Here is a 25,519-nt window from a genome sequence, read left to right as displayed (position 1 = left end):
AGTGAGAACGGTGCAGCGGAAAAAACGCAATAGATCGTTATGATCTATTGTTATTGTTTTTTATTCTTTTTTAGTAGATCAGGGTGAACCCAGGCAGGTCGATGATCCGTGCATGGGCCTGCGCCGCCAGACGCTTGAGGGCGTCGTCGAGGTTATCCAGGCGCATCACCGCGCTGATCTGAACATTACGCAGGGCATCGCCCCTGACCATCACCAAGCCAGCACGGTAGCGATTGATGCGTGCCACGGCATCGGCGAGCAATTCGCGTTGGAACACCAGGCGGCCTTCCTGCCAGCTGGCCAGCTCGTCCGGGCTGACATTCAGCGGCACCAGGCCGGAACTCGGGCTGAAGCGCAGGCTCTTGCCTTGATCGAGCAGGGCAGAGCCGGCAGCGTCTTCCAGCTCGCGATGGGTCAGATCGACCTCGACCTGATGCTGCAGCACACCCACCCAGCCTTCGCGGTTGTCGCCCACACCGACCAAGTATTGCGTGCCGCGTGCAGTGATATCGGCGCCTGCGGTGCGTACGGTGAAGGGGCGGCGTTCCTGATCCGTCACCGGTGCGGGAGTGAATACCGCCTCGCCCTGGCTCAGGCGCACCAGCCGGGTCTGATCGTCGTAGGTCACATTGAGGATGCTGTGGCTGCCCAGTTCCACCTGGCTGCCATCGGCCAGGGTGATCTGCTGGGTTTCGCCAAAGCCGGTGTGATAGTCACTGCTCAGTGCTTGTAGCCAGAAGGGCGGGGCCAGCAGCATCCAGCAGCCCAGGGCCAGGGCGGTTGCAGCGCTGCCGGTGGCGAGAGGTAACTGAAACCAGCGCGGGCGTGGCGGGCGCTGAGGTTTGCTGTATCCGGGCAGGCGCTTGAGCTGTGCAGTGGCCTTCCAGGCGCGATTCGCTCGCTCAGCAGCAGCGGCATGCAGAGGGTCGGCCGCCAGCCAGTGCTGGAATGCCTTTTGTTCGCGCGCCGACAGCCGTCCTTGACGATGGCGCACCACCCATTCGGCAGCTTCCTGCTCTATCGGGTCGATATTCTGTGGAGAAGCATTCACGGTGTTGTCTGGCTACCTTATCGCTTTTTATCGTACACAAGGCCTAGCCTTCTGGGCCTGGTTCCAGCTCCCTGCCGATTTTAGCCAGGGCCATCGCCATGTGTTTTTGTACAGAGCTTGTGGAAATCCGTAAATAGCGCGCGGTCTCTTTGTGGGTCATGCCTTCGACACGCAGCAACAGGAACACATCGCGGGTGCGTGCAGGCATGCGTTCAAGCAGGTTCTCCAGGTGCTCCAGTTCCAGCGCGTCGATGGCCTGTTCTTCAGGGCGGCTGCTTTCGTCGACCAGGGTTTCGAAAAACGCCGTGGCATCGGTGTCGAAGCGTTTTTCACCGTAGCGCCGATAGTGATCGATCATCAGATTGTGGGCGACCCGGAACAGATAGGACGGCCCGCGAAGAACGCTCTCCAGGTTATCCAGTTGAGCGAGGCGTAGAAAGGTTTCCTGCACCAGATCCGCCGCCAGGCTTGGCGTGCATTTTTTGCGCAGAAGGTAACGGTGCAGAGCAGATGAATGTTGGGTGAACAATTTTTCCAGCACAGCAGCGCTTTCCTTTGCTCGGGCGGGACCGGGAGAGGGCTGGAGTATAATGACAATCTTTCTCATTAAGCCAGCATTGCGTTGGCTTGATGCTGTGTCTGTAGGAGCGGGCTTGCCCCGCGAAGCGATGTGTCTGGAGGGTCGCCATCGCGGGGCAAGCCCGCTCCTACAGGCAGTGCAAGACGGTATCTCCCACAAATCGCAGACGCAAAAAAAAATGGCCTACCTTGCGGTAAGCCATTTTTCGGTACTTGGTGGCTACACAGGGACTTGAACCCCGGACCCCAGCATTATGAATGCTATGCTCTAACCAACTGAGCTATGTAGCCAAGTGGCGCGCATTATTCGCTTTAAACGGACACCTGTCAACACTCTTTTTCAAAAAAATAATCGTGTGATCAATTGCTTAGCGGACAGGGGGCTTGGAAGGCTGGCCGTCACGCCAGGCCAGCAAGCGTTCGGCATCGACTTTTTCCGCCTGGCCCAGGCTCGCACCCCGGACGATCAGGCGCTGGCCCTGGCTGAGCAAGCGTTTTTCACCATATTGGCCAATGACTTCCAGCTTGCCCTTGAGCAAGATCACTTCGTCGTGGTCACGGCCGCGGCTGGCTGACAGGTGAGTGCCAAACACCTGAATCCGGCTGTCGCCGAGATCGACCTCAAAAGGGCGACCATCAAGCATCACATTGATGAACACCTGGCCTTGAACAACGCGCACCTTGCGCACCGCTCCGCGCAAATCGACATTCACTGCGCTGGCGCCGTCCAGCGTCAGCCGCGAGCCATCGGCCAACTGGATCTGCCGACGTTCGCCCGGGGCGGTGGCGACATCACTGATCAGCCGTTGCAGGTAGGGCAGTTGGGTAAACACGAGCAATCCGGCGGCCAGTAACACACCGGCAGCGATCACCCAGCCTAGCCAGGCGCGTGGTGCTTCACGTCGTTTTGCCTGGCGTATCCGTGTACCAGGGCCGGTCGAGGGTACGGAAGTGGGCGATGAATTCATGGCGGACGCAATGCTCTGAGCAGGGACCAAGGGCCGAAAACCGGAAGGATGCTATAGCTAGTGAGAATCATTAGCAAGAATGTAGGTGTGACGCTCGTCGAAAAGAATCGTGCGCTTGCTAACGAATTCTGGATAATTGGATCCCAACCACCGGATGGAAGACTTTGTCATGGCTGTAAGCAGTGCCTCGTCCCTTTCGCCCGCAAGTGCCACGACTGCGCAGAGCAGCCCGCTGGTCATGCGGATCATCGCCGCCTGCGCTCTGGCGCATCTGATCAATGACTTGATCCAGGCCGTGCTACCGTCGATCTATCCCTTGCTCAAGGACAACTACGGGCTGACCTTTGCCCAAGTGGGGATGATTACCCTGACCTTCCAGATCACCGCGTCGTTGCTGCAGCCGTGGGTGGGCTTTTACACCGACCGCAAGCCGATGCCGAATCTGCTGCCGCTGGGCACCCTGTGTACCCTGGTGGGGATTGTCATGCTGGCGTACGTCGGCAGCTTCCCGATGATTCTGCTGGCTGCAGCACTGGTGGGCATTGGCTCTTCGACCTTCCATCCGGAAACCTCGCGGATTGCCCGGCTGGCCTCGGGCGGACGATATGGTCTGGCGCAGTCAACCTTTCAGGTGGGCGGTAACGCCGGTTCCGCGTTCGGCCCGTTGTTGGCGGCGGCGATCATCATTCCATTCGGCCAGGGCAATGTGGCCTGGTTCGGCTTGTTTGCCGTGGCGGCGGTGTTGGTGACCTACGCTTTGAGCCGCTGGTATCGCGAGCACCTCAATCTATTCAAAGCCAAGGCCGGGCAGGCTGCAACCCATGGCCTGTCGCGCGGGCGGGTCACCGGGGCGCTGGTGGTGCTGGGGCTGCTGGTGTTCTCCAAGTACTTTTATATGTCCAGCCTCACCAGCTACTTCACCTTCTACCTGATCGAGAAGTTCGACCTCTCGGTCGCCAGCTCGCAACTGCATCTGTTCCTGTTCCTCGGCGCGGTGGCGGCCGGGACCTTCTTTGGCGGGCCGATCGGTGACCGTATCGGGCGTAAGGCGGTGATCTGGTTCTCGATTCTCGGCGTGGCGCCATTCACCCTGGCGCTGCCGTACGCCGACCTGTTCTGGACCAGTGTGTTGAGCGTGATCATCGGCTTTATCCTGGCCTCGGCGTTCTCGGCGATTGTCGTGTATGCCCAGGAACTGGTGCCGGGTAACGTCGGCATGATCGCCGGGATTTTCTTCGGCCTGATGTTCGGTTTTGGCGGTATCGGCGCGGCATTGCTTGGTTACCTGGCCGACCTCAAAGGCATCGAGTACGTCTACAGTGTTTGCTCGTATTTGCCCCTGTTCGGTTTGCTGGCGATCCTGCTGCCGTCTACCGCCAAGCGCTGAAGGCTCAAGAACGGGCTATTGACGGGTGGCATGGCTTCTCCTAGAGTGCCGCCCATTCCTTCCTGTGTAACCGACGTATGAGCCGCTTCAGCCTTACATTCGCGCAACCCCAGCCGGTCGTCCTGACCCGTTGCTGCGATTGGCCGAGCGATACTGTGCTCAAGCGTCGGCGCAGCGTGCTGTTCGCCTTTACTTTTTCGCCTCACCTCCACACCTGCTGAGTTGGCGGCTGCACGCCCGGCCTTTTGCCGTGGCGGTGTTCGTCCGCATCTGAACTGTTTTGCTCATGTGTGCGCCTGCGCAGGCGCGATGTCGCACCTGCGCCGGTAAGTGTGGAGTGGTAATGAATACGCGTTTGTTGGTGGGTTTGTTGTTCGCTGTTTCGGTGGTCGGTTTCAGTCTTGGGGCGAGCTTGCCATTGGTGTCGCTGCGTTTGCTCGATAGCGGCGCCAGTACCTTGCAGATCGGTATTCTCTCGGCGATTCCAGCGGCGGGGATGATGCTCTCGGCGTTTATGGTCGATGCCTGTTGCCGACACCTGACGCGGCGCAATATCTACCTGCTGTGCTTCGGCTTGTGCGCGCTAAGCATCGGCCTGCTCGAGTGGGCGTTCTCTTCGATCTACCTGCTGGCGCTGCTGCGCCTGGGCTTGGGTATTGGCATGGGGATCGCAATCATTCTTGGCGAGTCCTGGGTCAATGAGCTGAGCGAGGAGCACAACCGCGGCAAGATCATGGCGCTGTATGCCACCGCCTTCACGGGTTTTCAGATGCTCGGCCCGGCGATGTTGGCGTTGCTGGGGGCGCAGAGCCCTTGGGTAAACGCGGTGGTCACCGGCTGCTATGGTCTGGCGTTGCTGTGCATCGTGCTGACGGTGCCCAACGATCATGTCGAACATGGCGAGGATGCCGACAAGAGCTTCTCGCTGGCAGGCTTTTTCCGTGTCGCCCCGGCGCTGTGCATGGGCGTGTTGTTCTTCTCGTTCTTCGATGCGGTGATTCTGTCGCTGATGCCGGTGTATGCCTCCAGTCACGGCTTTGCCGTGGGCGTGGCGGCGTTGATGGTGACGGTGATCCTCACCGGCGACATGCTGTTCCAGTTGCCCTTGGGCTGGCTCGCAGACCGCAGCGAACGGACCCTGGTGCATCTGGTGTGTGGCGTGGTGGCGATGCTGATCGGCCTGGCATTGCCTTGGTTGCTGCAGGTGCAATGGCTGCTGTGGCCGGCATTGGTGGTGCTCGGTGCGGTGGCGGGTGGGGTGTACACCTTGGCGCTGGTGCTGATTGGTCAGCAGTTCAAGGGTCAGGACCTGGTGACCGCCAACGCCAGCGTCGGGCTGTTGTGGGGTGTGGGCAGCTTGATCGGGCCATTGCTCAGTGGCGCGGCCATGAATGTCGCACCACATGGCCTGCCGATGGCGCTGGCGATCATGGCTGCGTTGTTCGTGTGCTTCGCCCGCAGCGCCAACCGCAAGGCGTACCGGCTGAAAACGGCGCAATGACACGGGTGCATGTGATCGTACAACCAATTGCGCTATGATCCGGATTGAAGAATATTCGGGACAGATGTTCGATATGAAAGACCAGAGCGCACTGCCACGCGCCCGCAGAAAACCGCGTAGCCTGGCCCAGGAATTGGTAACGATCCTCACCGAGCAGATCCGTGATGGCCATCTCAAGCGCGGCGATAAATTGCCGACCGAGTCGGCGATCATGCAAGAGCAGGGTGTCAGCCGCACCGTAGTGCGCGAGGCGATCTCGCGCTTGCAGGCAGCCGGTCAGGTGGAAACCCGCCATGGCATCGGCACCTTTGTGCTGGATACGCCGAGCCCGAGTGGTTTTCGTATCGACCCGGCCACCATCGTTACCTTGCGTGAGGTGTTGGCGGTGTTGGAGTTGCGCATCAGCCTGGAGGTCGAGTCGGCAGGTTTGGCAGCGGCGCGCCGCAGTGCCGAGCAACTGGCGGCGATGCGTGATGCGCTGGATGCCCTCAACGAAAGCGTGGCCCATGCCAGCGATGCGGTGGCATCGGATTTTCAGTTTCATCTGCAGATTGCCATGGCCACGGGCAATCGTTACTTCACCGACATCATGACTCACCTGGGGACTAGCATCATCCCGCGCACCCGGTTGAACTCGGCGCGTCTGGCCCATGATGACCAGCAGCATTACATGAGCCGGCTCAGTCATGAGCATGAAGCCATCTATGAAGCGATTGCCCGTCAGGATGCCGAAGCGGCCCGTGCGGCGATGCGCCTGCATCTGACCAACAGTCGCGAACGCCTGCGCCTGGCGCACGAACAAGCCGAAGCCATGTAGGCGCGGGCTTGCCCCGCGATAGCGGTGTATCGGTTACATCGCTTCGCGGGGCAAGCCCGCTCCTACGGACATCAGGCGATTGAGGCGGTTGACCACTCGCCGTTGACCAGGCGCTTCAAGCCCAGTGGGTTGCTGTTGCGCAGGGCTTCGGGCAGCAAGGCTTCAGGGTAGTTCTGGTAGCACACCGGGCGCAGGAAGCGGTCGATTGCCAGGGTGCCCACCGAGGTACCGCGCGCATCGGAAGTCGCCGGGTAAGGGCCGCCATGCACCATGGCGTCACAGACTTCCACCCCGGTCGGGTAGCCGTTGACCAGGATGCGTCCAACTTTTTGCTCCAGCAAAGGCACCAGCCATTGATAGGCCTGCAGGTCGCTCGCCTCACCAATCAAAGTGGCAGTCAGTTGCCCGCGCAGACCCTGCAAAGCGGCCTTGAGTTCGGCGTCGTCAGCGGCTTCAACAATGAGGGTGGTCGGGCCGAACACTTCTTCCTGCAGCAGTTCATCACCGTTGAGCAGCAGCGCTACATCGGCCTTGAACAGTTGCGGTTGGGCTTGGTTACCTTCTTGTGGCCGGCCTGCCAGGTGGGTAATGCCTGGGTGCGCGTGCAGGTGCTCCACACCGTTGCTGTAGCTGCGCAGGCCACCGGCATTGAGCATGGTTTGCGCGGCCTGGCTGGCCATTTGGCTTTGCAGCTGCGCCTGGAATGCGCTGAAGGCGGGTGAGCGTACGCCCAGCACCAGGCCTGGGTTGGTACAGAACTGACCGCAACCCATGACCACCGACGCCGCCAGTTCCGTGGCCACGGTTTCGCCGCGGCTGGCGAGGGCCTGTGGCAGCAGAATCACTGGGTTGATGCTCGACATCTCGGCAAACACCGGAATCGGTTGCGGGCGTTCGGCTGCCATTTTGCACAGGGCATTGCCGCCGCTGAGCGAGCCGGTGAAGCCGACCGCCTGGATGGCCGGGTGTTTCACCAGCCATTCACCAACACCCGCGCCGAAGATCATGTTGAACACACCCTTGGGCATCGCAGTGCATTCGGCCGCGCGCGTGATGGCGCAGCCGACCAGGTCGGCCGTGGCCATGTGGCCGCTGTGTGCTTTGAATACCACCGGGCAACCGGCTGCCAGGGCGGCGGCGGTATCACCGCCAGCGGTGGAGAAGGCCAGCGGGAAGTTGCTGGCGCCAAACACCGCAACCGGGCCCACGCCGATGCGCATCTGCCGCAGATCGACCCGGGGCAGCGGCTTGCGGTCCGGCAGTGCCAGGTCGATGCGCGCACCCAGGAAGTCGCCACGCTGCAGCACCTGGGCGAACAGGCGCATCTGGCCACTGGTGCGGGCACGCTCACCCTGGATACGCGAGGCGGGCAGTGCGGTTTCCTGGCAGACAATGGCCACGAAGTCATCGCCCAGGGCATCCAGTTCGTCGGCGATGGCCAGGAGAAACTCGGCGCGACGGCTCGGGCTCAGCTGGCGATATTCAACAAAGGCCGCTTCGGCGGCACGTGCGGCACTGTCCACTTCTGCTTCGGTGGCCTGGATGAAACTGAACGGCAAGGCTTCGCCGGTGCTCGCGTTGAGGCTTTGCAGTTGTTGTGTGCCTGCAGCACTGCGTGCCCCGGCGATGAAGTTGTGGCCAAGAACGATGGACATGAAGATCTCCGGGTTCTGTAGGTAAGGTTTGATAACTGACGTCGTATAACATGGCTGACATTGAGGCCAACTGCCTTGGCCCTGAAACAGGGCCAAGGGGTGAGTTGCGGGTCAGGTAATCGGAGCGGGGTTGAACAGGGTGATGTCGTTGTGCAGGCGGTAACGTTCGGCCCAGGTCTGGGTGCGGCCGCTGGCGACATCGAGGTAGTAGTGAAACAGTTCCCAACCCAGTTCTTCGATACTGGCTCGGCCGGTGGCGATACGCCCGGCGTCGATGTCGATCAGGTCGGGCCAGCGCTCGGCCAGTTCGGTGCGGGTCGAGACCTTGACCACCGGAGCCATGGCCAGGCCGTAAGGGGTACCACGGCCAGTGGTGAACACATGCAGGTTCATCCCGGCTGCAAGTTGCAGGGTCCCGCAGACAAAGTCGCTGGCCGGGGTGGCGCAAAACACCAGGCCCTTGCCGGACACCCGCTCACCCGGGCCAAGCACGCTATTGATGGCGCTGCTGCCGGATTTAACGATCGAGCCCAGGGATTTTTCGACAATGTTGGAAAGACCGCCTTTTTTGTTGCCCGGCGTGGTGTTGGCGCTGCGGTCGGCTTCGCCGCGCTGCAGGTACTGGTCGTACCAATCCATTTCCCGCACCAGCGCTTGCGCCACTTCCGGAGTTTCGGCGCGTGAGGTCAGCATGTAGATGGCGTCGCGCACCTCGGTAACCTCCGAGAACATCACCGTCGCGCCGGCACGAATCAACAGGTCCGAGGCGTAGCCCAACGCCGGGTTGGCGGTGATGCCGGAAAAGGCATCGCTGCCGCCACACTGCATGCCGAGGATCAGCTCCGAGGCCGGCACGGTTTCGCGGCGGCGCTGGTCCAGTTTTTTCAGGCGTACTTCGGCCAGTTCCATGATCTGCTCGACCATTTCAGCAAAGCCGTGGCTGGCATCCTGCAAGCGGTACAGCCAGGGCTCGCTGAGGTCGACGGAAGGGTCGTCTTCATGCATGACCTGACCGGCCTGAAGCTTCTCGCAGCCCAGACTGATCACCAGTGCTTCGCCGCCCAGGTTCGGGTTGCGCGCCAGGTTGCGCACGGTCCGGATGGGAATGTAAGCGTCGCGGGCATTGATCGCCACGCCACAGCCATAGCTGTGGGTCAGGGCCACCACGTCGTCGACATGCGGATACTTGGGCAGCAGCTCTTCACGAATGCGTTTGACCGTGTGCTCCAGTACGCCGGTTACACACTGGACGGTGGTGGTGATCCCGAGGATGTTGCGCGTGCCGACCGTGCCGTCGGCATTGCGATAGCCTTCGAAGGTATAGCCTTCAAGAGGAGGCAGGGCGGCCGGCACCGCGTCAGACATCGGCAAGCTGTCCAGGGGAGGAGCCGAGGGCATTGCCAGCTGGGTTTCCTTGACCCAGCTGCCTTGTGGCAAATCTTGCAAGGCATAGCCAATCACCTGGCCGTAACGTACCACCTTGTCGCCCTTGGCGATGTCCAGCAATGCCACCTTGTGGCTCTGCGGGATGCTTTCTGTCACGGTCAGGCCATCGGCAAAACGGCTGCCTTCAGCAACCCCTTGATCATTCACCACGACAACAACGTTGTCCTGTTCATGCAGGCGTACGTAACGGGGTGAATCGGCGTGTTCGATCATGTGCATGGGGTGGCCCTTCTTATACTGTATTCAGGCTAGTCAACGAGCCTGCGACCGGAGCCGCAGGCGTTTCACTCAACGGCGCGATTCAGCGAGCGTGCCGGTGGCAGGCTGAGGCTGGGGGTTGCCGTTCTTGCTGGCATCTTCACGCAGCTCGATACGCTTGATCGGGCCAACAATCACCAGGTAGCTGAACACCGCGACCAGCGCATTGGCACCCACATACACCAGGGCCCATTTGAACGAGCCGGTGGCGCTGATGATGTAGCCGATAATGATTGGTGTGGTGATCGAGGCGATGTTGCCGAAGGTGTTGAACATACCGCCAGACAGGCCGGCAATCTGTTTGGGTGAGGTGTCGGACACCACCGCCCAGCCCAGCGCACCCAGGCCTTTGCCAAAGAACGCCAGGGCCATGATGCCCACCACCATCCATTCGGCATCGACGTAGTTGCAGATGACCATCGACGTCGACAGCATCAAACCGATCACGATCGGCGCCTTGCGGGCGAAGGTCAGCGAGTTGCCACGGCGCAGCAGGTGGTCGGAAATGATCCCGCCGAGCACGCCGCCGATGAAACCGCAGATTGCCGGCAGCGAGGCGATGAAACCGGCCTTGAGGATCGACATGCCGCGCTCCTGTACCAGGTACACCGGGAACCAGGTCAGGAAGAAGTAAGTGATGGCGTTGATGCAGTACTGGCCCAGATAGATACCGAGCATCATGCGGCTGCTGAGCAGTTGCTTGATGTAATCCCATTTCGGCCCGCTGCTGCCAGCGGCCTTGGGTTTGTCCATGTCTACCAGGCCGCCGTTCTGCTCGATGTGTTCAAGCTCGGTGGCACCGATCATCGGGTGCTCTTTGGGGTTGTAGATCAGCTTCATCCAGGCGATGGAGAACAGGATGCCCAGTACCCCCATGACGATGAACACATGCTCCCAGCCCCAGGCGTGGACGATCCAGCCCATCAGCGGGGCGAACAACACCGTGGCGAAGTACTGCGCCGAATTGAAGATCGCCGAGGCCGTGCCGCGCTCGGCCGTCGGGAACCAGGCCGCTACGATCCGGGCGTTACCGGGGAACGAGGGGGCTTCGGCAAAACCGACCAGAAAGCGCAGCATGAACAGGGCGATGATCGCGTTGGCGACCGGCAGGTAGCCGACAAACCCTTGCAGTACGGTAAAGGCTGACCAGGTGAAGATGCTCAGGGCATAGACTTTCTTTGAGCCAAAACGATCGAGCAGCCAGCCACCAGGGATCTGGCCCAGTACATAGGCCCAGCCAAAGGCGGAGAAGATGTAGCCGAGGGTGACGGCGTCGATCCCCAGATCCTTCTGCAGGCTGGAGCCGGCGATGGAAATGGTGGCGCGGTCGGCGTAGTTGATCGTGGTCACGATGAACAGCATGAACAGGATCAGGTAGCGCACATGCGTTTTTTTAGTCGCTTGCATGCCGATGTTCTCCCACTAATTATTTTTGTGCGGGGTTCTGTTGTGGAGGAGCCGAAGGGTCAGGCTTCGGCTCCGGCGACGTCGTGTCGCCCAGGTACGTCAGGTGTTATTGCGCACCCTGCTTGTCCATCAGCGCAGCGAGCATTTCGTACTCTTCTGGGGTCAGATCGGTCAGCGGCGTACGTACCGGGCCGGCATCGTAACCGGCGATCTTGGCGCCAGCCTTGACGATACTGACGGCGTAACCGGCCTTGCGGTTACGGATGTCCAGATAAGGCAGGAAGAAGTCGTCGATGATTTTGGCCACGGTAGCGTGATCGTCCCGGGCAATCGCATGGTAGAAATCCATCGCGGTTTTCGGGATGAAGTTGAACACCGCCGAGGAATACACCGGCACACCCAGCGCCTTGTAGGCCGCCGCATACACCTCAGCGGTAGGCAGACCGCCGAGGTAGGAGAAGCGATCACCCAGGCGACGGCGGATCGACACCATCAGTTCGATATCTCCCAGGCCGTCCTTGTAACCGATCAGGTTCGGGCAGCGTTCAGCCAACTGCTCCAACTGCACGGCATTGAGGCGGCAGACGTTGCGATTGTAAACCACCACGCCGATATCCACCGATTTGCACACCGCTTCAACGTGGGCGGCAACGCCGTCCTGGCTGGCTTCGGTGAGGTAGTGTGGCAGCAACAGCAAGCCTTTGGCGCCCAGGCGTTCGGCTTCTTGTGCGTATTCGATGGCCTGACGTGTCGAGCCGCCGACGCCGGCGAGAATCGGTACGCTGCTGGCGCAGGTATCAACGGCGGTCTTGATGATCTCTGAGTACTCACTGGCTGCCAGGGAGAAGAACTCACCGGTGCCACCCGCGGCGAACAGGGCACTGGCGCCGTAAGGTGCCAGCCATTCCAGGCGCTTGATGTAGCCCGCGCGGTGGAAGTCGCCCTGGGCATTGAAGTCGGTGACCGGGAAGGACAGCAGGCCGTGGGAAAGGATGGATTTCAGTTCTTGTGGATTCATTGTTGTAGAACACCCTGTAGGACACAAAGGAAGACGCAGTGGTACTCGAGTAGAGATACGTTATCGTACAACTTAAAATGTGCCTAGCCCCGCTGGTCCTCTTTTTTTGCACTTCAACCTCTACCTGGGCAGCTTGAATGGCTATTAAGGCAACCTCCGGTGGGGGCGGGCTTGCCCCGCGATTGCGGTGTATCAGTTACATCGCATCGCGGGGCAAGCCCGCTCCCACCGCTAAGCGTGTCTTCTGCTTCAGTTCGACTGCATGTTGAGTAGATCAGGCAAAGCCTCGCCCCGCCTTTTGGGTGTATTGCACTTCCCCGGACAAGCTGCTGAGATCGACGAAGTGCGCAGGATCAGTCCTACGACCACTTTGAGCAAATCGCGGGGCAGACCGGCTCAGAATCGCTCGGGAATCAGGCGGAACGGGTAATTGGTCCCTTTGTACTGCCCGATCTTGCCGCGCTTGGGCAGCTTGATCTGCTCTTGCTGGGTGATGTCCTTGTAGGGCACTTGCTTGAGCAGGTGGCTGATGATGTTCAAACGTACCCGGCGCTTGTCTTCGGAATGGGCCATGTACCAAGGAGCCCAGGAGGAATCGGTGGCCGCAAACATTTCATCGCGGGCGCGGGTGTAGTCGTCCCAGCGGGTGAACGACTTGAGGTCCATCGGCGACAGTTTCCAGATCTTGCGGCCGTCGGTGATGCGATCTTCCAGGCGCCGTTGCTGTTCTTCGGCACTGACTTCCAGCCAGTACTTGATCAGAATGATCCCGGACTCGACCAGCATCTTTTCGAACAACGGGGTGACCGCGAGGAATTTTTTCGCCTGGTCGTCGGAGCAGAAGCCCATGACCCGTTCAACGCCTGCGCGGTTGTACCAGCTGCGGTCGAAGATCACCACTTCACCGGCCGAGGGCATGTGCTGGATGTAGCGCTGGGCGTAGATCTGGCTCTTCTCGCGCTCGGTCGGTGCCGGCAGCGCCACAACGCGGAACACGCGCGGGCTGACGCGTTCGGTGATGGCCTTGATGGTGCCACCTTTGCCAGCGCCATCACGGCCCTCAAAGACAATGCAGACCTTCAACCCCTTGGCGGTCACCCACTGCTGCAGTTTGACCAGTTCAACGTGCAGGGCTTTGAGTTCATGCTCGTAGTCCTTGCGCCCGATAGGTCCAAGGTCTTTCTCTTTATCCTTCTTTTTGGCCATGTTGCGATGCCTCGTCAGCTGAAAGGGACGCCTGGGGTTGCAGGCTGTTCGGAGTATAGACCTGGCATTTTGGGCGGCGGCTGACTGAAGTCAGCCCCGGCGTCCGGGCGCGGATCAAGGCGTCCAGTCGATCTGGTGTTCCTCCAGATAGGCATCTACCGCCGCACCGACGGTGGGCTGGAACACGTCGCTGCCAATGTGTTCGAGCACTTCCAGGCGGCTGAGCTTTTCGCGTACGGGGTCTTTAACTTCGGCAAAGCGCAGTTCGACGTTTTGCCTGCGCAGCGTTTCGCCCAGCTCGATCAGCATGTCTGCCGAGGTGACGTCCACGCTGGTGACCGGCTCGGCGGTGATCACCACGCGGCGAACCGGGGTGGGGGACGCGGCAACGGCCTCCAGCACACAGGTCTGGAACAGTTCGGCGTTGGCAAAGAACAGCGGTGCATCCCAGCGGAACAGCACCAGGCCAGGTACCCGGCGGGCGTGTGGATAGCGACTGATGTCGTGATAGCCGCGGATGCCGTCGACACGTCCCAATACCGCGTAATGCGGGCGCCAGCCGTCCCACAAAAATTCGATTACGGCGATAACCACTGCCAGGCCGATACCCGGCACCGCACCCAGGGTCGCAACGCCAACAAAGCAAGTGATCGACAGCCAGAACTCCCACTGCTGAATGCGGTAGATGCGCTTGAGGTCCTTGAACTCGAACAAGCCAATCGCCGCGGCGATCACCACGGCGGCCAGCGCGCTGTTGGGCAGGTCTTGCAGCAGGTTGGGGGCGAGCAGCAACAGCAGCGCGACGCCGAGCGCGCCAAACACCCCGGTCAGTTGGGTCTTGGCACCGGCCGCTTCAGCCACCGGCGTGCGTGAAGAACTGCTGCTGATGGGGAAACCCTGAAACAAACCGGCCGCCAGGTTGGCGGCGCCCAGCCCGAGCATTTCCTGGTTCGGGTTTACCGGGGTGCGCAGCTTGGCGGCATACGCCCGTGACAGCACGCTGGTATCGGCAAAGGACACCAGGGCCACGGCAAGCCCACCCATCAATACCGGCCGAAGATCCTCGGCCCGCAACCAGGGAATAGCCAAGCCAGGTAGGCCTTCCGGGACCGAACCCAGCACTTTCACTGCATGGCTGGCATCCAGATCCAGTGCGCCGACCGCCAGGGTTGCCAGTACCACTGCAATCAGGATCACCGGAGCGCGCTTGAAATGCTGAAGCAGCAGAATCAGCGCCAGCGTGGCGCCACCGACAGCAAAGGCGACCCAGTTGGCCTGGCCCGCGGCAAGGGCTTTGAACAGGCCGAAGATGTCTTGCAAGGGGCCGGTACTGTCTACCGAAATATCGAACAGCTTGGGGGTTTGACTGACCAGTACGGTGAAGGCGATGCCGTTCATGTAGCCGTGGCGGATCGGCTTTGACAGCAGCTCGGTGATAAACCCCAGGCGCAGCAGGCCTGCGGCGATACACACCAGTCCGGAGACCAACGCCATCGCGCTGGCCAAGGCGATGGCGCGACCGGGGTCGCCTGCTGATAGTGGCAACACTACGGCCAAAATGATCGCCGCCAGCGCCGAATCCGGCCCCAGTACCAGAATGCGGCTTGGCCCGAACAACGCGTAGGCCAGCAAGGGCACGATGGTCGCATACAGGCCGTAAATACCCGGCACACCCGAGGCTTCGGCATAGGCAATGCCCACCGGTACCAGCATGGTGGTCAGCACCAGGCCGGCGATCAAATCCCGGCGCAGCCAGGCGGGTTGGTAGCCGCGCAGCACTAGCAGTCCTGGAAACCAGCGCCTCCAGCCCTGTTCGGCTTTGCCCGGCGCTTGGTTGCTCGCAGGTGATGAGGGGCCGGTGTCTTTCATGGAACTCCTGTTGGGGCTGTCCTTGTGTGCGATAAGCTGAGCGACAAGCTGCAAGCGATCAGCAGGAATGTAGCGCATCCTCAGGAGAGCGGTATTGACAGAAGTGCGTGTGACACAAGACCGACGACGGCCGATTCTCGATCCAATCGAACGCGTCACCGAGGTGATTTTCGGCTTGCTGATGGCCATGACCTTCGTCGGTACGCTGAGTGTGGCGACCTCCGGGCGCGATGAAGCCCAGACCATGCTGATCGCGGCATTGGGCTGCAATCTGGCCTGGGGTCTGGCCGACGCCGTGGTTTACCTGCTGCAGACCTGGACCGAGCGCACCCGCAACCAGAACCTGCTCAGGCGCTTGCGCAGCGGCTGCACTGCCGAAGAGGGGCGGGCGCTGCTTGCCGCTTTGTTGCCGGAGCGTATTGCTGCGGCGGCAGATGCTTATGAAATGGAGATGCTGCGCCTGCGCTTGCTGGCTCACGCCCCGCTACCGGAGGCGCCGCGTCTGGGTGTGGATGATTTCAAAGGAGCCTTTGGGATCTTCTTGCTGGTGGTGCTGGCGACCTTCCCACTCGTCATTCCGTTTCTGTTGACCGACAACACCGCACTGGCCATTCGTGGCTCCAACCTTGTGGCCCTGGCCATGTTGTTCGCATCGGGGTGGCTGCTGGCGCGCTATTGCGGCGGCAATCGCTGGAAGAGCGGGGCGCTGCTGGCGGTGGTCGGCACGGCATTGATGGCCGCGATCATTGCGCTGGGCGGTTGACTGGCGCGCCCCCGGGCGGGCAGCACGCCAGTCTCCTTGCTAGCCGAGGTAAAACTTCACCACCAGGCGCTGCAGCCATCGGCCATAGGGCGGATAGAACAGCTGGGTCGGGAACCAGCGTTGGCGCTTAAACACAGACTTGCCATGGGACAGCGCACGGAAACCTTCCTCGCCATGGTAGGAACCCATGCCGGAGTTACCTATGCCACCGAAAGGCAGGTCGTGCTGGAACACATGCCAGGCCCAGTCATCCAGGGTCACGCCGCCGCTGTGGGTGTGCTTGAGCAGGTGCTCGGTCTGGCGGCTGTCCAGCCCAAAGGGGTACAGCGCCAACGGTCGCGGGCGGGCCTGGATGTAGGTGATGGCCTGGTTGAGGTCGCGGTATTCGATCACTGGAAGCAGTGGGCCAAACAGTTCCTCCTGGGCCACGCGCATGTCTTCGCTGATATCGGTGATCACCTGCAGGGGCAGGCGCCTTGGTGTGTCAGACGAACTGCGGCAGCTCAGAATTGTTGCGCCCTTGGCGCGGGCATCTGCCAATAGCGCTTGTAAGCGCTGGGCATGGCGCTCGCTGATGATGCTGGTGTAATCGGCACTGGTGGCCGGGTCCGGGTACAGCCGTTCGAAGGCCTGCCTGACCGCCTCGGCGAACACCTGCGCCTTGCCCTCGGGGACCAGCACATAGTCGGGCGCCACGCATACCTGGCCAGCGTTGAAACCCTTGCCATGGGCGATGCGCAAGGCGGCGTCCTGCAGGTCCGCATGCTCGCCGAGCAGCGCCGGTGACTTGCCGCCCAGTTCCAGGGTCACCGGCACCAGATGCTCGGCCGCAGCGCGCATCACGTGATGACCGACTTGCGGCGCACCGGTGAACACCAGGTGATCCAGTGGCAGTGCAGTGAACGCCTGAGCGGCGGCCAGTTCGCCACCGAACACCGCGACCTCATCCTCGCTGAACAGCTCGGCGAGCATGCTTTTCAGCACCTGGCGGCTGTGCGGAGCGAACTCCGAGACCTTGATCATCGCCCGGTTGCCGGCTGCCAAGGCAGTAATCAGCGGTCCCAGGGTCAGGTACAGGGGGAAGTTCCAGGTGCCGATAATGCCCACCACGCCCTTGGGCTGGTACTCCACCCAAGCGCGGTTGCCGAGGAACAACAGCTCGGTTTTGCGCCGCTGAGGTTTCATCCAGCGGCTCAAGTGGGCGAGGGCATGGCGGGCATGCAGCAGAGGGCCGAGCACCTCGATCTGCAAGGTTTCGAATGCAGCGCGGCCGGCGAAGTCGGCTTCCAGGGCAGCGACGATCGCGTGCTGATGACGGCGCAAGGCACCGATCAGGCGCTTGAGGTTGTCGCGACGAACCTTGAGCGGAATATAAGGCTGGGCGTTGAACGCTTGACGCTGCCGTTCCAGCACCCGTTGCATGTGTTCGATTTCAGCCGTGTCGCTGAGCAGTGACAGATCGTTCATGGCTCATCCCTCCCGACGGCTGCGCAGCAGCATGTCGGCGGCTTTTTCTCCGATCATGATGCTCGGGGCGTTGGTGTTGCCGCCAATCAGTGTCGGCATGATCGAGGCATCGGCCACGCGCAGACCGGCGATGCCATGCACGCGCAATTGGTCGTCGACCACTGCCAGCGGGTCGTGGCCCATCTTGCAGGTGCCTACCGGGTGGTACTGGGTGTCGGCGCGGTTGCGGATGTCTTGTTCGACGGCCTTGCGGTCGTGTTGCGCCAGCGCATACAGGGGCTTACCACGATAGGGCGCCAGCGGCGCAGCATCGAGGATGGCGCGTTGGATGTCGGCACCGCGCATCAGCACCTCCAGATCCTCTGGTGCGCTGAAGAAGCGTGGGTCGATCAGCGGCGCCGCTGTTGGATCGGCGCTGGCCAGGCGGACGTTGCCACGGCTTTTCGGCCGTAGCAGGGTCAGATGACAACTGAAGCCGTGGCCCAGACGCAGGTTGCGCGCATGGTTATCGACGATGGCCGGGACGAAGATCAACTGCAGGTCGGGAACCTCCAGGTCCGGATGGCTTTTGAAGAACGCCCCGGACTCGGCGAAGGGCGAGGTCACCAGGCCTTTGCGTTCACGCTTCCATTGGGCCATGGCCTTGAGCATTTTCCAGCTGAAGGTGGGTGAGCAGCCGAAGGTGTTGGCTTTGTCGGGACTGAGGTAGGTGTACACGTAGTCGATGTGGTCCTGAAGGTTCTCGCCTACACCCGGCAGTTCGTGATTGATCGCGATGCCGTGCTTATCCAGCTCCTCGCGCGGGCCGATGCCCGAGAGCATCAGCAACTGGGGCGAGCCGAAGCTGCCGGCGCTGAGCACCACTTCATGGCGTACCTTGAGCACAATGCGCTTGCCGCCCTGGCGCAATTGCACGCCGGTGGCGCGCGCGGCGTTCAGCACTACGCGCTCGACCGTAGCCGAGGTCAGTACCTTGAGATTCGGACGCTGCAGGTTGGGCGTCAGGAACGCTTTGGCCGCACTGCAGCGCTCGCCATTGTGCTGGGTGACCTGGTACATGAATGCGCCTTCCTGGCGGGCGCCGTTGTAGTCAGCGCTGCGCTGGATGCCGTTGATCCCGGCAGCCTGGATAAATGCGGCGTTCAAGGCGCTCGGGCAGCTCACCTCGGCGACGCTGAGCGGGCCGTGCTGGCCATGGTAGGCGTCGTTCAGGCGTTGGTTGCGCTCGGACTTGATGAAGTACGGCAGCACCTCGTCATAGGACCAGCCCTGGTTACCCAGTGCCGCCCACTGGTCATAGTCCTGGCGATGTCCGCGTACGTAGAGCATGGCGTTGATCGAGCTGGAGCCACCGAGGGTCTTGCCGCGTGGCTGGTAGCCGCGACGGCCGTTGAGGCCTGGTTGCGGCTCGGTCTCGAAGGCCCAGTTGTTGATCCGCGTCGGCAGCATGGCGACCATCCCCACCGGCGCCTGGATCAGTACGCTTTTGTCGCTGCTGCCGGCCTCGATCAGGCAGACGCTGATGGCCGGGTCTTCGCTCAGGCGGCTGGCGATCACACAGCCTGCCGAGCCGCCGCCGATGACGATGTAGTCGAACGTGTCGTTCATGTCTTCAGTGCTCATGTCTGGGCTCCTTGAGGGTTGGAGGCAAGGTCAGAAGTGGTAACCGATGGTGAACGCATAGACGTCCGGGTCTGCTTCGACATCGATCTTGCGCTTGACCTCACCCAGGCCCGGGGTCTGGGTCTTGATGGTGGCGGTGGTGTCGATCCAGTAACGCGAGTAGGAAAAACCGGCGCTCCAGTTGTCGGCCAAGGGGATCTCCACGCCGACCTTGGCCACGGCGCCAAACGAGTCGTCGAGCTCGGAGGTGCTGGAGGTGCCACCGAATGCGCGGGTGTAGGCCGCGGTCATCTTCTCTTCGCTGAACCAGGTGTAATTGACCCCGAGGGCGACATAGGGCTGCAGGCCAAACAGCTCGAAGTTGTAGGCAATCAGCACTGCCGGGAACCAGGCGCGGGCGCTGCCGACCTTGCCCAGCGGCGCGGCACTGCCAGCGCCATCGAAGTCGATGACCGGTGGCGCACCGCTCTGCAACACCAGCGACCACGGCCCGCTAAGGCGGCGTTCGTAGATCAGTGCCAGGGTGCTGCTGTCACGCACGGTGGCCTGGACATAGTCGGGGGTGGTACCAGGCATGCCGGTCATATCGCCCGAGTCGGTGTTGAACTGGATATCGGCATAGCCGATACGCACGATGTTCAGAGGGGCCTCGCTGGCCAGTACTGGCAGGGGGATCAGCGGCAGGCACGCGGCAAGCGCAGGGGCAAACAGTCTTCTCATGACAGCCTCGGGTCTTATTATTTTTTTCGGTGAATCGACCAGACTGAAGATGCAACGTTGTGTCGCGCGACGGGAGGTTGTAATACGCCAGCGTGGGGGTTAATTTCTGCCAATGCTGAAAGGGAGGCCTTTGGATGACCCAGCTGATCGTCGGTAGCTATGGCACCGCCATGGACGTTGTGCAGCACAACATGCTGGGCTTGCCGGCCCTGGTGGCTGAACTGCAGGCCCAGGGCGTGGAGGGTGAGGGCTTGCTTGAGGGCACCGAGCTGTCACCGGCACAGGTACTCGACCCGGCTACCCGCATCTCCCATCGGCAGAAGCTGGCGATCTTCGCCAACATGCAACGCTTGATGCACCATCCCGACAGCGGACTGCGTGCAGGTGCGAGGCAACGCCTGAGCGACTTCGGGATCTTCGGCTACGCCTTGGTCAGCAGCGAAACCTTCGGTCATGCGGTTGAATTCGGTGTCAGGCACATCCGCTTGCTCGGGCCGATCTTCGAGAAATCGTTCCGCCTGGAAGGTGATGAGGGGGTGTTCATCGGCCAAGGCTTCTATGCCTTGGGTGAGCTGATGCCGGTGGCGACCGAGTTCTGGTTCGCTTCAATCCAGTCGCTGGTTCAGTGCGTGCTGGAAAAGCCCTTTCCGTCCCGGCGGCTGTTACTGCCATACCCGGCTCCGGAGCATTGGCGAAGCTATGAAGAATTCTTCCGTTGCCCGGTGGAGTTCGGCGCCGAGGTGATGGAGTGGCGCTTCGACGCCAGTGTGCTGCAGCTGCCTTGCCCCAACGCCAACCCGATCACCTCGGCGATGAGCATGGGTTTTTGCCAGCAACTGGTGGCCAGCCTGCCGGATGAGTCGGACCTGATCGAGGCGGTGCGCATGGCCTGCCTGAGCCGCAGCGGACGCTTTCCCGGCGTGGAGACGGTGGCGCAGACGTTGGGGATGTCGACTCGTACCCTGCACCGGCGCCTGTCCGAGTACCAACGCACCTACCAGAGCGTGCTGGATGAAGTGCGCTGTGCGCTGGCGATCGAATTCTTGCAACAGAGTGACATGCCTATGGACGACCTGGCTGCCCAGGTTGGTTTCTCTGAAGCGGCTAACTTTCGCAAGGCGTTCCGCAAGTGGACCGGGCAGTCTCCAGGGGATTACCGCAAGGCGCTGCGCAGCGCCTCCTGAAACACTGTAGGAGCGGGCTTGCCCCGCGATTGCGGTGTGTCAGTGACATTGCGTCGCGGGGCAAGCCCGCTCCCCCAAAAAAAGCCCCCGTATCGCCAAGCGATTACGGGGGCTTTAATTTCGCGGAAGCGATCAGACGTTGAAGCGGAAGTGCATCACATCACCGTCTTTGACGATGTAGTCTTTACCTTCCAGACGCCATTTACCGGCTTCTTTCGCACCGCTTTCACCCTTGTACTGGATGAAGTCGTCATAGGCGACGACTTCAGCACGGATGAAGCCTTTCTCGAAGTCGGTGTGGATCACGCCAGCAGCCTGCGGAGCGGTGGCGCCCACGCGTACGGTCCAGGCGCGTACTTCCTGCACGCCGGCAGTGAAGTAGGTCTGCAGGTTGAGCAGCGCGTAACCGGCGCGGATCACACGGTTCAGACCAGGCTCTTCGAGGCCCAGGGCTTCGAGGAACATGTCTTTCTCTTCACCGTCGTCGAGCTCGGCGATCTCGGCTTCGATTTTGTTGCACACCGGTACTACAACAGCGCCTTCTTCCTCGGCGATGGCCTTGACCACGTCCAGGTGAGGGTTGTTGTCGAAGCCGTCTTCAGCAACGTTGGCGATGTACATCACCGGCTTGCTGGTCAGCAGGTGGAAGCCGCGAATCAGCGCCTTCTCGTCGTCTGCCATGTTCTTCATCAGGCTGCGTGCAGGCTTGCCTTCGGTGAAGTGCGGGATCAGTTTTTCCAGGATGGCTTTCTGTGCCAGGGCGTCTTTGTCACCACCCTTGGCATTGCGCACAACCTTCTGCAGTTGCTTCTCGCAGCTGTCGAGGTCGGCGAAAATCAGTTCCAGGTCGATGATCTCGATGTCGCGCTTGGGGTCGACGCTGTTGGAGACGTGAATGACGTTCTCGTCTTCGAAGCAACGCACCACGTGGGCAATGGCGTCGGTTTCGCGGATGTTGGCCAGGAACTTGTTGCCCAGGCCTTCACCTTTGGAAGCACCGGCTACCAGACCGGCGATGTCGACGAACTCCATGGTGGTCGGCAGCACGCGGTTCGGCTTGACGATGGCAGCCAGGGCATCCAGGCGCGCGTCAGGCATCGGCACGATGCCGCTGTTCGGCTCGATGGTGCAGAAGGGGAAGTTCTCTGCCGCGATGCCGGATTTGGTCAGGGCGTTGAACAGGGTGGACTTGCCGACGTTGGGCAGACCGACGATGCCGCAATTGAAACCCATGGTGAATGCCTCTTCAAAGAGTCAGGCCTTTTGGCTGTGCAGCTCTCTCATCGCACGCGTCCAATCGCCGGCGAGGATGTCCGGCAGCACGCCGAGGGCAAAATCGATACTGGCGTCCAGCTTTTCCTGCTCGGCGCGTGGCGCCTTGCCGAGGACGAAGCCGGATACCCTGCTGCTGTCACCCGGGTGGCCAATGCCAAGCCGCAGACGGTGAAAGTCTTGGTTGTTGCCGAGCTGCGCAATGATGTCACGCAGGCCGTTATGCCCACCATGGCCGCCGCCTTTCTTGAGCTTGGCGACGCCGGGAGGCAGGTCGAGTTCGTCGTGGGCCACCAGGATGGCATCTGGCGGGATGCGGAAAAAATTCGCCAGTGCAGCAACGGCCTGGCCGCTGCGGTTCATGTAGGTGGTCGGGATCAACAGACGGACGTCGTTGCCCTGATGGCTGAACTTAGCCGTCAGGCCGAAATATTTGCGGTCAGCAGTCAGGTTGACACGCTGGGCGCTAGCGATGCGTTCTACGAAAAGAGCCCCTGCGTTATGCCGGGTCTGTTCGTATTCGGGGCCAGGGTTTCCCAGGCCGACGATCAGTTGGATGGCGGTCACGTCAGGGGCTCTTCCTTGGAGTTGGGGTTACAGTGCGGGGCACTGTAACCCGATCAACACCGGCGTGCTGAGTAAATTACTCGGCAGCGCCTTCTGCAGCTTCAGGCGCAACACGCGGAGCGTGAACGTTGGCAACAGCCAGGTCGTTACCGTGAGCCAGAGCGACGAACTCGACGCCTTTCGGAGCTTTGAGGTCCGACAGGTGAACGATGGTGCCGACTTCGGCGTTAGCCAGGTCGACTTCGATGAACTCAGGCAGGTCTTTGGCTTCGCAGGAAACTTCGATCTCAGCCACTACGTGGGAGATTTCGCCGCCTTTCTTGACCGGAGCTTCTTCGTTGACGAAGTGCACTGGTACTTTGGCGGTCAGTTTCTGGCCGGCAACAACGCGAACGAAGTCGGCGTGCAGGATGATGCCTTTCGACGGGTGACGCTGCATCGCTTTGACAACGACGTTTTGTTTGACGCCGTCAACGTTCAGTTCGATGACGTGGCTGAAAGCAGCTTCGTTTTCGAACAGCTTGGCGATTTCCTTGGCCACGATGGTCAGGGACTGCGCTTCTTTGTCACCACCGTAAACAACGGCAGGGATGCTGGAGGCGATACGACGCAGGCGGCGGCTCGCACCTTTCCCCAGGTCGGTACGCGCTTGGGCGTTCAGGATGAAATCAGTCATTTTGTATCTCCAAAATAGCCTTGCCCCCGAATGGCGTTTGCGACCAGCGCCAAAGCGGGGTTGGCAAAAAAGCCCCGCCCCAACAACCAGTGTTGGGGCGGGGCGCTTTACGTCAACGTGATCTCGCGAGGGTAAAACCCTCAGCGAAACATCGCGCTGATCGATTCTTCATTGCTGATGCGGCGAACCGCTTCAGCAACAACCGGTGCGATATCCAGTTGACGGATACGGTCACAGGCTTGTGCAGCTGCGGACAACGGGATGGTATTGGTAACCACCAGTTCGTCCAGCACGGAGTTCTCGATATTCTCGATCGCCCGACCCGACAGGACAGGGTGCGTGCAGTAGGCGTAAACCTTGGCAGCGCCGTGTTCTTTCAGGGCCTTGGCCGCATGGCACAGGGTGCCGGCGGTATCGACCATGTCGTCGACGAGAATACAGGTACGTCCTTCGACGTCGCCGATGATATGCATCACTTCGGAGTGATTAGCCTTTTCACGGCGTTTGTCGATGATACCCAGATCGACACCCAAGGACTTGGCAACAGCACGTGCACGCACGACGCCGCCGATGTCCGGGGACACGATCATGAGGTTCTCGAAACGCTGGTCTTCGATGTCATCCACCAGAACGGGGGAGCCGTAGATGTTATCTACAGGAATATCGAAGAAGCCTTGGATTTGGTCAGCGTGCAGGTCGACGGTGAGAACACGGTCGATACCTACGACGGTGAGCATGTCAGCGACGACTTTGGCGCTGATAGCTACACGCGCCGAACGCGGACGGCGATCCTGGCGGGCATATCCGAAGTAAGGAATCACGGCAGTGATTCGGGACGCTGAGGAGCGGCGGAAGGCATCAGCCATCACTACCAGTTCCATCAGATTATCGTTGGTTGGCGCGCAAGTCGGCTGAATGATGAAAACGTCCTTACCACGAACATTTTCATTAATCTCAGTGCTGATTTCGCCGTCGGAGAATTTACCGACAGAAACATCACCTAGAGGGATATGCAGCTGACGTACGACACGCCGAGCCAGATCGGGGTTAGCGTTCCCCGTAAAGACCATCATCTTGGACACGCGCAGTACCTGAAGGCTGAGGGTATACCTGGATGAGTATAGGAAAATGGCAGGGGCGGCTGGATTCGAACCAACGCATGGCAGGATCAAAACCTGCTGCCTTACCGCTTGGCGACGCCCCTGTATCTGTTGCTGCGAGTACCCTGTACTCGATTCCTAGAGCAGACTTTGCAGCTCACGATGCAACATCGAAATGTTGCTTCCTTTTGCTACAAACCCTGTTTGGGTATCTGCAAGAAGGGCCAAAACTTTATCAGCTTCAGCTTTGCTTGGGAAGGCCCCAAACACACAACTTCCAGTTCCGGTGAGTCTAGCCTCAGTAAATTTGCTGAGCAAATTCAATGAGTTGCGTACTTCTGGGTAGCGCTGCTCTACGACCGGTTGGCAGTCATTTCGACTGTTTCCCTTGGGAACGGGGCGCATCTTAAGGGGCAAAGAATCACGTGTCAACTGCGGATGCGAAAAAATTTCTGCTGTACTAACAAATACTTGCGGGACCAGCACGACATACCAGGGTTCTTCGGGATCCGCAGGGGTAAGGATTTCGCCTACACCTTCGGCGAATGCCGCATGCCCGCGAACGAACACCGGAACGTCTGCGCCCAGGCTCAAGCCCAGTTCAGCCAACTGATCTTCGCTGCAGTCGAGCTGCCACAAGTGGTTAAGACCGAGCAGGGTAGTGGCGGCATCCGAACTGCCACCGCCAATGCCGCCGCCCATGGGCAGGATTTTTTTCAGCCAGATGTCGGCGCCTTGCTGGCAGCCGCTGAGCGCTTGCAGTTTGCGTGCGGCCTTGACGATCAGGTTGCTGTCATGGGGGACGTTGTCGATCTCGGTGTGCAGGCGGATTTCGCCGTCTTCGCGCACGGCGAAGGAAAGCTCATCGCCGTAGTCGAGAAACTGAAACAGGGTTTCCAGCAAATGGTAGCCATCTGCGCGCCGCCCAAGAATGTGCAGCATCAAGTTGAGTTTGGCCGGTGCCGGCAGGGTCAAGACAGACATA

22 protein-coding genes and 2 tRNA genes are annotated in these 25,519 nt (G+C 60.7%); 5 read left to right on the top strand and 19 right to left on the bottom strand.

Translation table 11 applies throughout. From position 1 onward, the window contains the following. Positions 1-70: 70 nt before the first annotated feature. From ACP6KB_RS23885 to ACP6KB_RS23870, 4 genes are all read right to left on the bottom strand, one after another. Positions 71-1,051 (bottom strand): FecR family protein, encoded by a 981-nt coding sequence (locus tag ACP6KB_RS23885; RefSeq protein WP_442109807.1) that lies wholly within the window; start codon positions 1,049-1,051, stop codon positions 71-73. Between the two features lie 43 nt (positions 1,052-1,094). Beyond that, positions 1,095-1,592, bottom strand: a complete 498-nt coding sequence (locus ACP6KB_RS23880; protein WP_442109805.1) for an RNA polymerase sigma factor — start codon at positions 1,590-1,592, stop codon at positions 1,095-1,097. A gap of 252 nt (positions 1,593-1,844) precedes the next feature. Beyond that, positions 1,845-1,921 (bottom strand) — tRNA-Met (locus ACP6KB_RS23875). Between the two features lie 77 nt (positions 1,922-1,998). Next, on the bottom strand, positions 1,999-2,598 hold the full coding sequence (locus tag ACP6KB_RS23870) for a FecR family protein (RefSeq protein WP_442109803.1): 600 nt from the start codon (positions 2,596-2,598) through the stop codon (positions 1,999-2,001). Positions 2,599-2,767: 169 nt separating this feature from the next. Here ACP6KB_RS23870 and ACP6KB_RS23865 point away from each other — a divergent pair, with 169 nt between their 5' ends. The 3 genes from ACP6KB_RS23865 (at position 2,768) to ACP6KB_RS23855 (ending at position 6,303) form a co-directional block, all read left to right on the top strand. Further along, positions 2,768-3,985 carry an MFS transporter gene (locus ACP6KB_RS23865; protein ID WP_442109801.1) on the top strand — a complete coding sequence of 406 codons (1,218 nt, stop codon included), beginning with the start codon at positions 2,768-2,770 and terminating at the stop codon, positions 3,983-3,985. 343 nt (positions 3,986-4,328) lie between these two features. After that, positions 4,329-5,486 carry an MFS transporter gene (locus ACP6KB_RS23860; protein WP_442109799.1) on the top strand — a complete coding sequence of 386 codons (1,158 nt, stop codon included), beginning with the start codon at positions 4,329-4,331 and terminating at the stop codon, positions 5,484-5,486. A 73-nt stretch (positions 5,487-5,559) separates the two neighbouring features. After that, positions 5,560-6,303 carry a FadR/GntR family transcriptional regulator gene (locus ACP6KB_RS23855; protein ID WP_442114369.1) on the top strand — a complete coding sequence of 248 codons (744 nt, stop codon included), beginning with the start codon at positions 5,560-5,562 and terminating at the stop codon, positions 6,301-6,303. Positions 6,304-6,374: 71 nt separating this feature from the next. On the opposite strand, the gene ACP6KB_RS23850 is transcribed toward ACP6KB_RS23855, so the two are convergent. The 6 genes from ACP6KB_RS23850 to ACP6KB_RS23825 form a co-directional block, all read right to left on the bottom strand. Continuing rightward, on the bottom strand, positions 6,375-7,958 hold the full coding sequence (locus ACP6KB_RS23850) for an aldehyde dehydrogenase (NADP(+)) (protein WP_442109797.1): 1,584 nt from the start codon (positions 7,956-7,958) through the stop codon (positions 6,375-6,377). Positions 7,959-8,069: 111 nt separating this feature from the next. Then, the gene (gene garD / locus ACP6KB_RS23845; protein WP_442109795.1) at positions 8,070-9,623 is read right to left on the bottom strand and encodes a galactarate dehydratase; all 1,554 of its coding nucleotides are present in this window, start codon (positions 9,621-9,623) and stop codon (positions 8,070-8,072) included. A gap of 69 nt (positions 9,624-9,692) precedes the next feature. Beyond that, a complete protein-coding gene (locus ACP6KB_RS23840; protein ID WP_442109793.1) occupies positions 9,693-11,069 on the bottom strand; it encodes an MFS transporter in 1,377 nt (458 codons plus the stop codon). A gap of 106 nt (positions 11,070-11,175) precedes the next feature. Beyond that, positions 11,176-12,087: a 5-dehydro-4-deoxyglucarate dehydratase gene (gene kdgD, locus ACP6KB_RS23835; protein ID WP_442109791.1), complete on the bottom strand. Its 912-nt coding sequence runs from the start codon at positions 12,085-12,087 to the stop codon at positions 11,176-11,178. A gap of 396 nt (positions 12,088-12,483) precedes the next feature. Further along, a complete protein-coding gene (gene ppk2 / locus ACP6KB_RS23830; RefSeq protein ID WP_442109789.1) occupies positions 12,484-13,293 on the bottom strand; it encodes a polyphosphate kinase 2 in 810 nt (269 codons plus the stop codon). 114 nt (positions 13,294-13,407) lie between these two features. Beyond that, on the bottom strand, positions 13,408-15,162 hold the full coding sequence (locus ACP6KB_RS23825; RefSeq protein WP_442109787.1) for a SulP family inorganic anion transporter: 1,755 nt from the start codon (positions 15,160-15,162) through the stop codon (positions 13,408-13,410). Positions 15,163-15,256: 94 nt separating this feature from the next. Between ACP6KB_RS23825 and ACP6KB_RS23820 the strand changes: the two genes are divergently transcribed. Then, positions 15,257-15,925, top strand: a complete 669-nt coding sequence (locus ACP6KB_RS23820) for a hypothetical protein (RefSeq protein ID WP_442109785.1) — start codon at positions 15,257-15,259, stop codon at positions 15,923-15,925. A 39-nt stretch (positions 15,926-15,964) separates the two neighbouring features. On the opposite strand, the gene ACP6KB_RS23815 is transcribed toward ACP6KB_RS23820, so the two are convergent. From ACP6KB_RS23815 to ACP6KB_RS23805, 3 genes are read right to left on the bottom strand one after another with little or no spacing between them, the layout of a single operon-like run. Next, a complete protein-coding gene (locus ACP6KB_RS23815; RefSeq protein WP_442109783.1) occupies positions 15,965-17,392 on the bottom strand; it encodes a coniferyl aldehyde dehydrogenase in 1,428 nt (475 codons plus the stop codon). Positions 17,393-17,395: 3 nt separating this feature from the next. Further along, positions 17,396-19,015, bottom strand: a complete 1,620-nt coding sequence (locus ACP6KB_RS23810) for a GMC family oxidoreductase (RefSeq protein ID WP_442109782.1) — start codon at positions 19,013-19,015, stop codon at positions 17,396-17,398. A gap of 30 nt (positions 19,016-19,045) precedes the next feature. After that, positions 19,046-19,735, bottom strand: a complete 690-nt coding sequence (locus ACP6KB_RS23805; protein WP_274126685.1) for an OmpW/AlkL family protein — start codon at positions 19,733-19,735, stop codon at positions 19,046-19,048. A gap of 134 nt (positions 19,736-19,869) precedes the next feature. Here ACP6KB_RS23805 and ACP6KB_RS23800 point away from each other — a divergent pair, with 134 nt between their 5' ends. Next, complete coding sequence (locus ACP6KB_RS23800) at positions 19,870-20,919, top strand: AraC family transcriptional regulator (protein ID WP_442109780.1); 1,050 nt, start codon at positions 19,870-19,872, stop codon at positions 20,917-20,919. 132 nt (positions 20,920-21,051) lie between these two features. Here the strand turns inward: ACP6KB_RS23800 and ychF are convergent, their stop codons facing one another. The 6 genes from ychF to ispE form a co-directional block, all read right to left on the bottom strand. After that, on the bottom strand, positions 21,052-22,152 hold the full coding sequence (gene ychF, locus ACP6KB_RS23795; RefSeq protein ID WP_442109778.1) for a redox-regulated ATPase YchF: 1,101 nt from the start codon (positions 22,150-22,152) through the stop codon (positions 21,052-21,054). A 21-nt stretch (positions 22,153-22,173) separates the two neighbouring features. Next, positions 22,174-22,758 carry an aminoacyl-tRNA hydrolase gene (gene pth / locus ACP6KB_RS23790; RefSeq protein ID WP_442109776.1) on the bottom strand — a complete coding sequence of 195 codons (585 nt, stop codon included), beginning with the start codon at positions 22,756-22,758 and terminating at the stop codon, positions 22,174-22,176. Between the two features lie 76 nt (positions 22,759-22,834). Then, on the bottom strand, positions 22,835-23,434 hold the full coding sequence (locus tag ACP6KB_RS23785; protein ID WP_442109774.1) for a 50S ribosomal protein L25/general stress protein Ctc: 600 nt from the start codon (positions 23,432-23,434) through the stop codon (positions 22,835-22,837). Positions 23,435-23,574: 140 nt separating this feature from the next. Beyond that, the gene (locus ACP6KB_RS23780) at positions 23,575-24,516 is read right to left on the bottom strand and encodes a ribose-phosphate pyrophosphokinase (RefSeq protein WP_009405962.1); all 942 of its coding nucleotides are present in this window, start codon (positions 24,514-24,516) and stop codon (positions 23,575-23,577) included. Between the two features lie 47 nt (positions 24,517-24,563). Continuing rightward, a tRNA-Gln gene (locus ACP6KB_RS23775) sits at positions 24,564-24,638 on the bottom strand. Positions 24,639-24,672: 34 nt separating this feature from the next. Further along, positions 24,673-25,518: a 4-(cytidine 5'-diphospho)-2-C-methyl-D-erythritol kinase gene (ispE, locus tag ACP6KB_RS23770; RefSeq protein WP_442109772.1), complete on the bottom strand. Its 846-nt coding sequence runs from the start codon at positions 25,516-25,518 to the stop codon at positions 24,673-24,675. Position 25,519: the final 1 nt, after the last annotated feature.

The sequence above is a fragment of the Pseudomonas sp. NUPR-001 genome, from assembly GCF_052147955.1.
Classification (GTDB): domain Bacteria; phylum Pseudomonadota; class Gammaproteobacteria; order Pseudomonadales; family Pseudomonadaceae; genus Aquipseudomonas.
This window is presented reverse-complemented; position numbering and strand designations above follow the sequence as displayed.

Coding starts and splice junctions, on each gene's coding strand:
- kdgD (WP_442109791.1), bottom strand. CDS start 12,087: ATGAATCCACAAGAACTGAAATCCATCCTTTCCCACGGCCTGCTGTCC.
- ACP6KB_RS23800 (WP_442109780.1), top strand. CDS start 19,870: ATGACCCAGCTGATCGTCGGTAGCTATGGCACCGCCATGGACGTTGTG.
- ychF (WP_442109778.1), bottom strand. CDS start 22,152: ATGGGTTTCAATTGCGGCATCGTCGGTCTGCCCAACGTCGGCAAGTCC.
- ACP6KB_RS23860 (WP_442109799.1), top strand. CDS start 4,329: ATGAATACGCGTTTGTTGGTGGGTTTGTTGTTCGCTGTTTCGGTGGTC.
- ispE (WP_442109772.1), bottom strand. CDS start 25,518: ATGTCTGTCTTGACCCTGCCGGCACCGGCCAAACTCAACTTGATGCTG.
- ACP6KB_RS23810 (WP_442109782.1), bottom strand. CDS start 19,015: ATGAGCACTGAAGACATGAACGACACGTTCGACTACATCGTCATCGGC.
- ppk2 (WP_442109789.1), bottom strand. CDS start 13,293: ATGGCCAAAAAGAAGGATAAAGAGAAAGACCTTGGACCTATCGGGCGC.
- ACP6KB_RS23870 (WP_442109803.1), bottom strand. CDS start 2,598: ATGAATTCATCGCCCACTTCCGTACCCTCGACCGGCCCTGGTACACGG.
- ACP6KB_RS23850 (WP_442109797.1), bottom strand. CDS start 7,958: ATGTCCATCGTTCTTGGCCACAACTTCATCGCCGGGGCACGCAGTGCT.
- ACP6KB_RS23840 (WP_442109793.1), bottom strand. CDS start 11,069: ATGCAAGCGACTAAAAAAACGCATGTGCGCTACCTGATCCTGTTCATG.
- garD (WP_442109795.1), bottom strand. CDS start 9,623: ATGCACATGATCGAACACGCCGATTCACCCCGTTACGTACGCCTGCAT.
- ACP6KB_RS23855 (WP_442114369.1), top strand. CDS start 5,560: ATGAAAGACCAGAGCGCACTGCCACGCGCCCGCAGAAAACCGCGTAGC.
- ACP6KB_RS23805 (WP_274126685.1), bottom strand. CDS start 19,735: ATGAGAAGACTGTTTGCCCCTGCGCTTGCCGCGTGCCTGCCGCTGATC.
- ACP6KB_RS23815 (WP_442109783.1), bottom strand. CDS start 17,392: ATGAACGATCTGTCACTGCTCAGCGACACGGCTGAAATCGAACACATG.
- ACP6KB_RS23825 (WP_442109787.1), bottom strand. CDS start 15,162: ATGAAAGACACCGGCCCCTCATCACCTGCGAGCAACCAAGCGCCGGGC.
- ACP6KB_RS23865 (WP_442109801.1), top strand. CDS start 2,768: ATGGCTGTAAGCAGTGCCTCGTCCCTTTCGCCCGCAAGTGCCACGACT.
- ACP6KB_RS23785 (WP_442109774.1), bottom strand. CDS start 23,434: ATGACTGATTTCATCCTGAACGCCCAAGCGCGTACCGACCTGGGGAAA.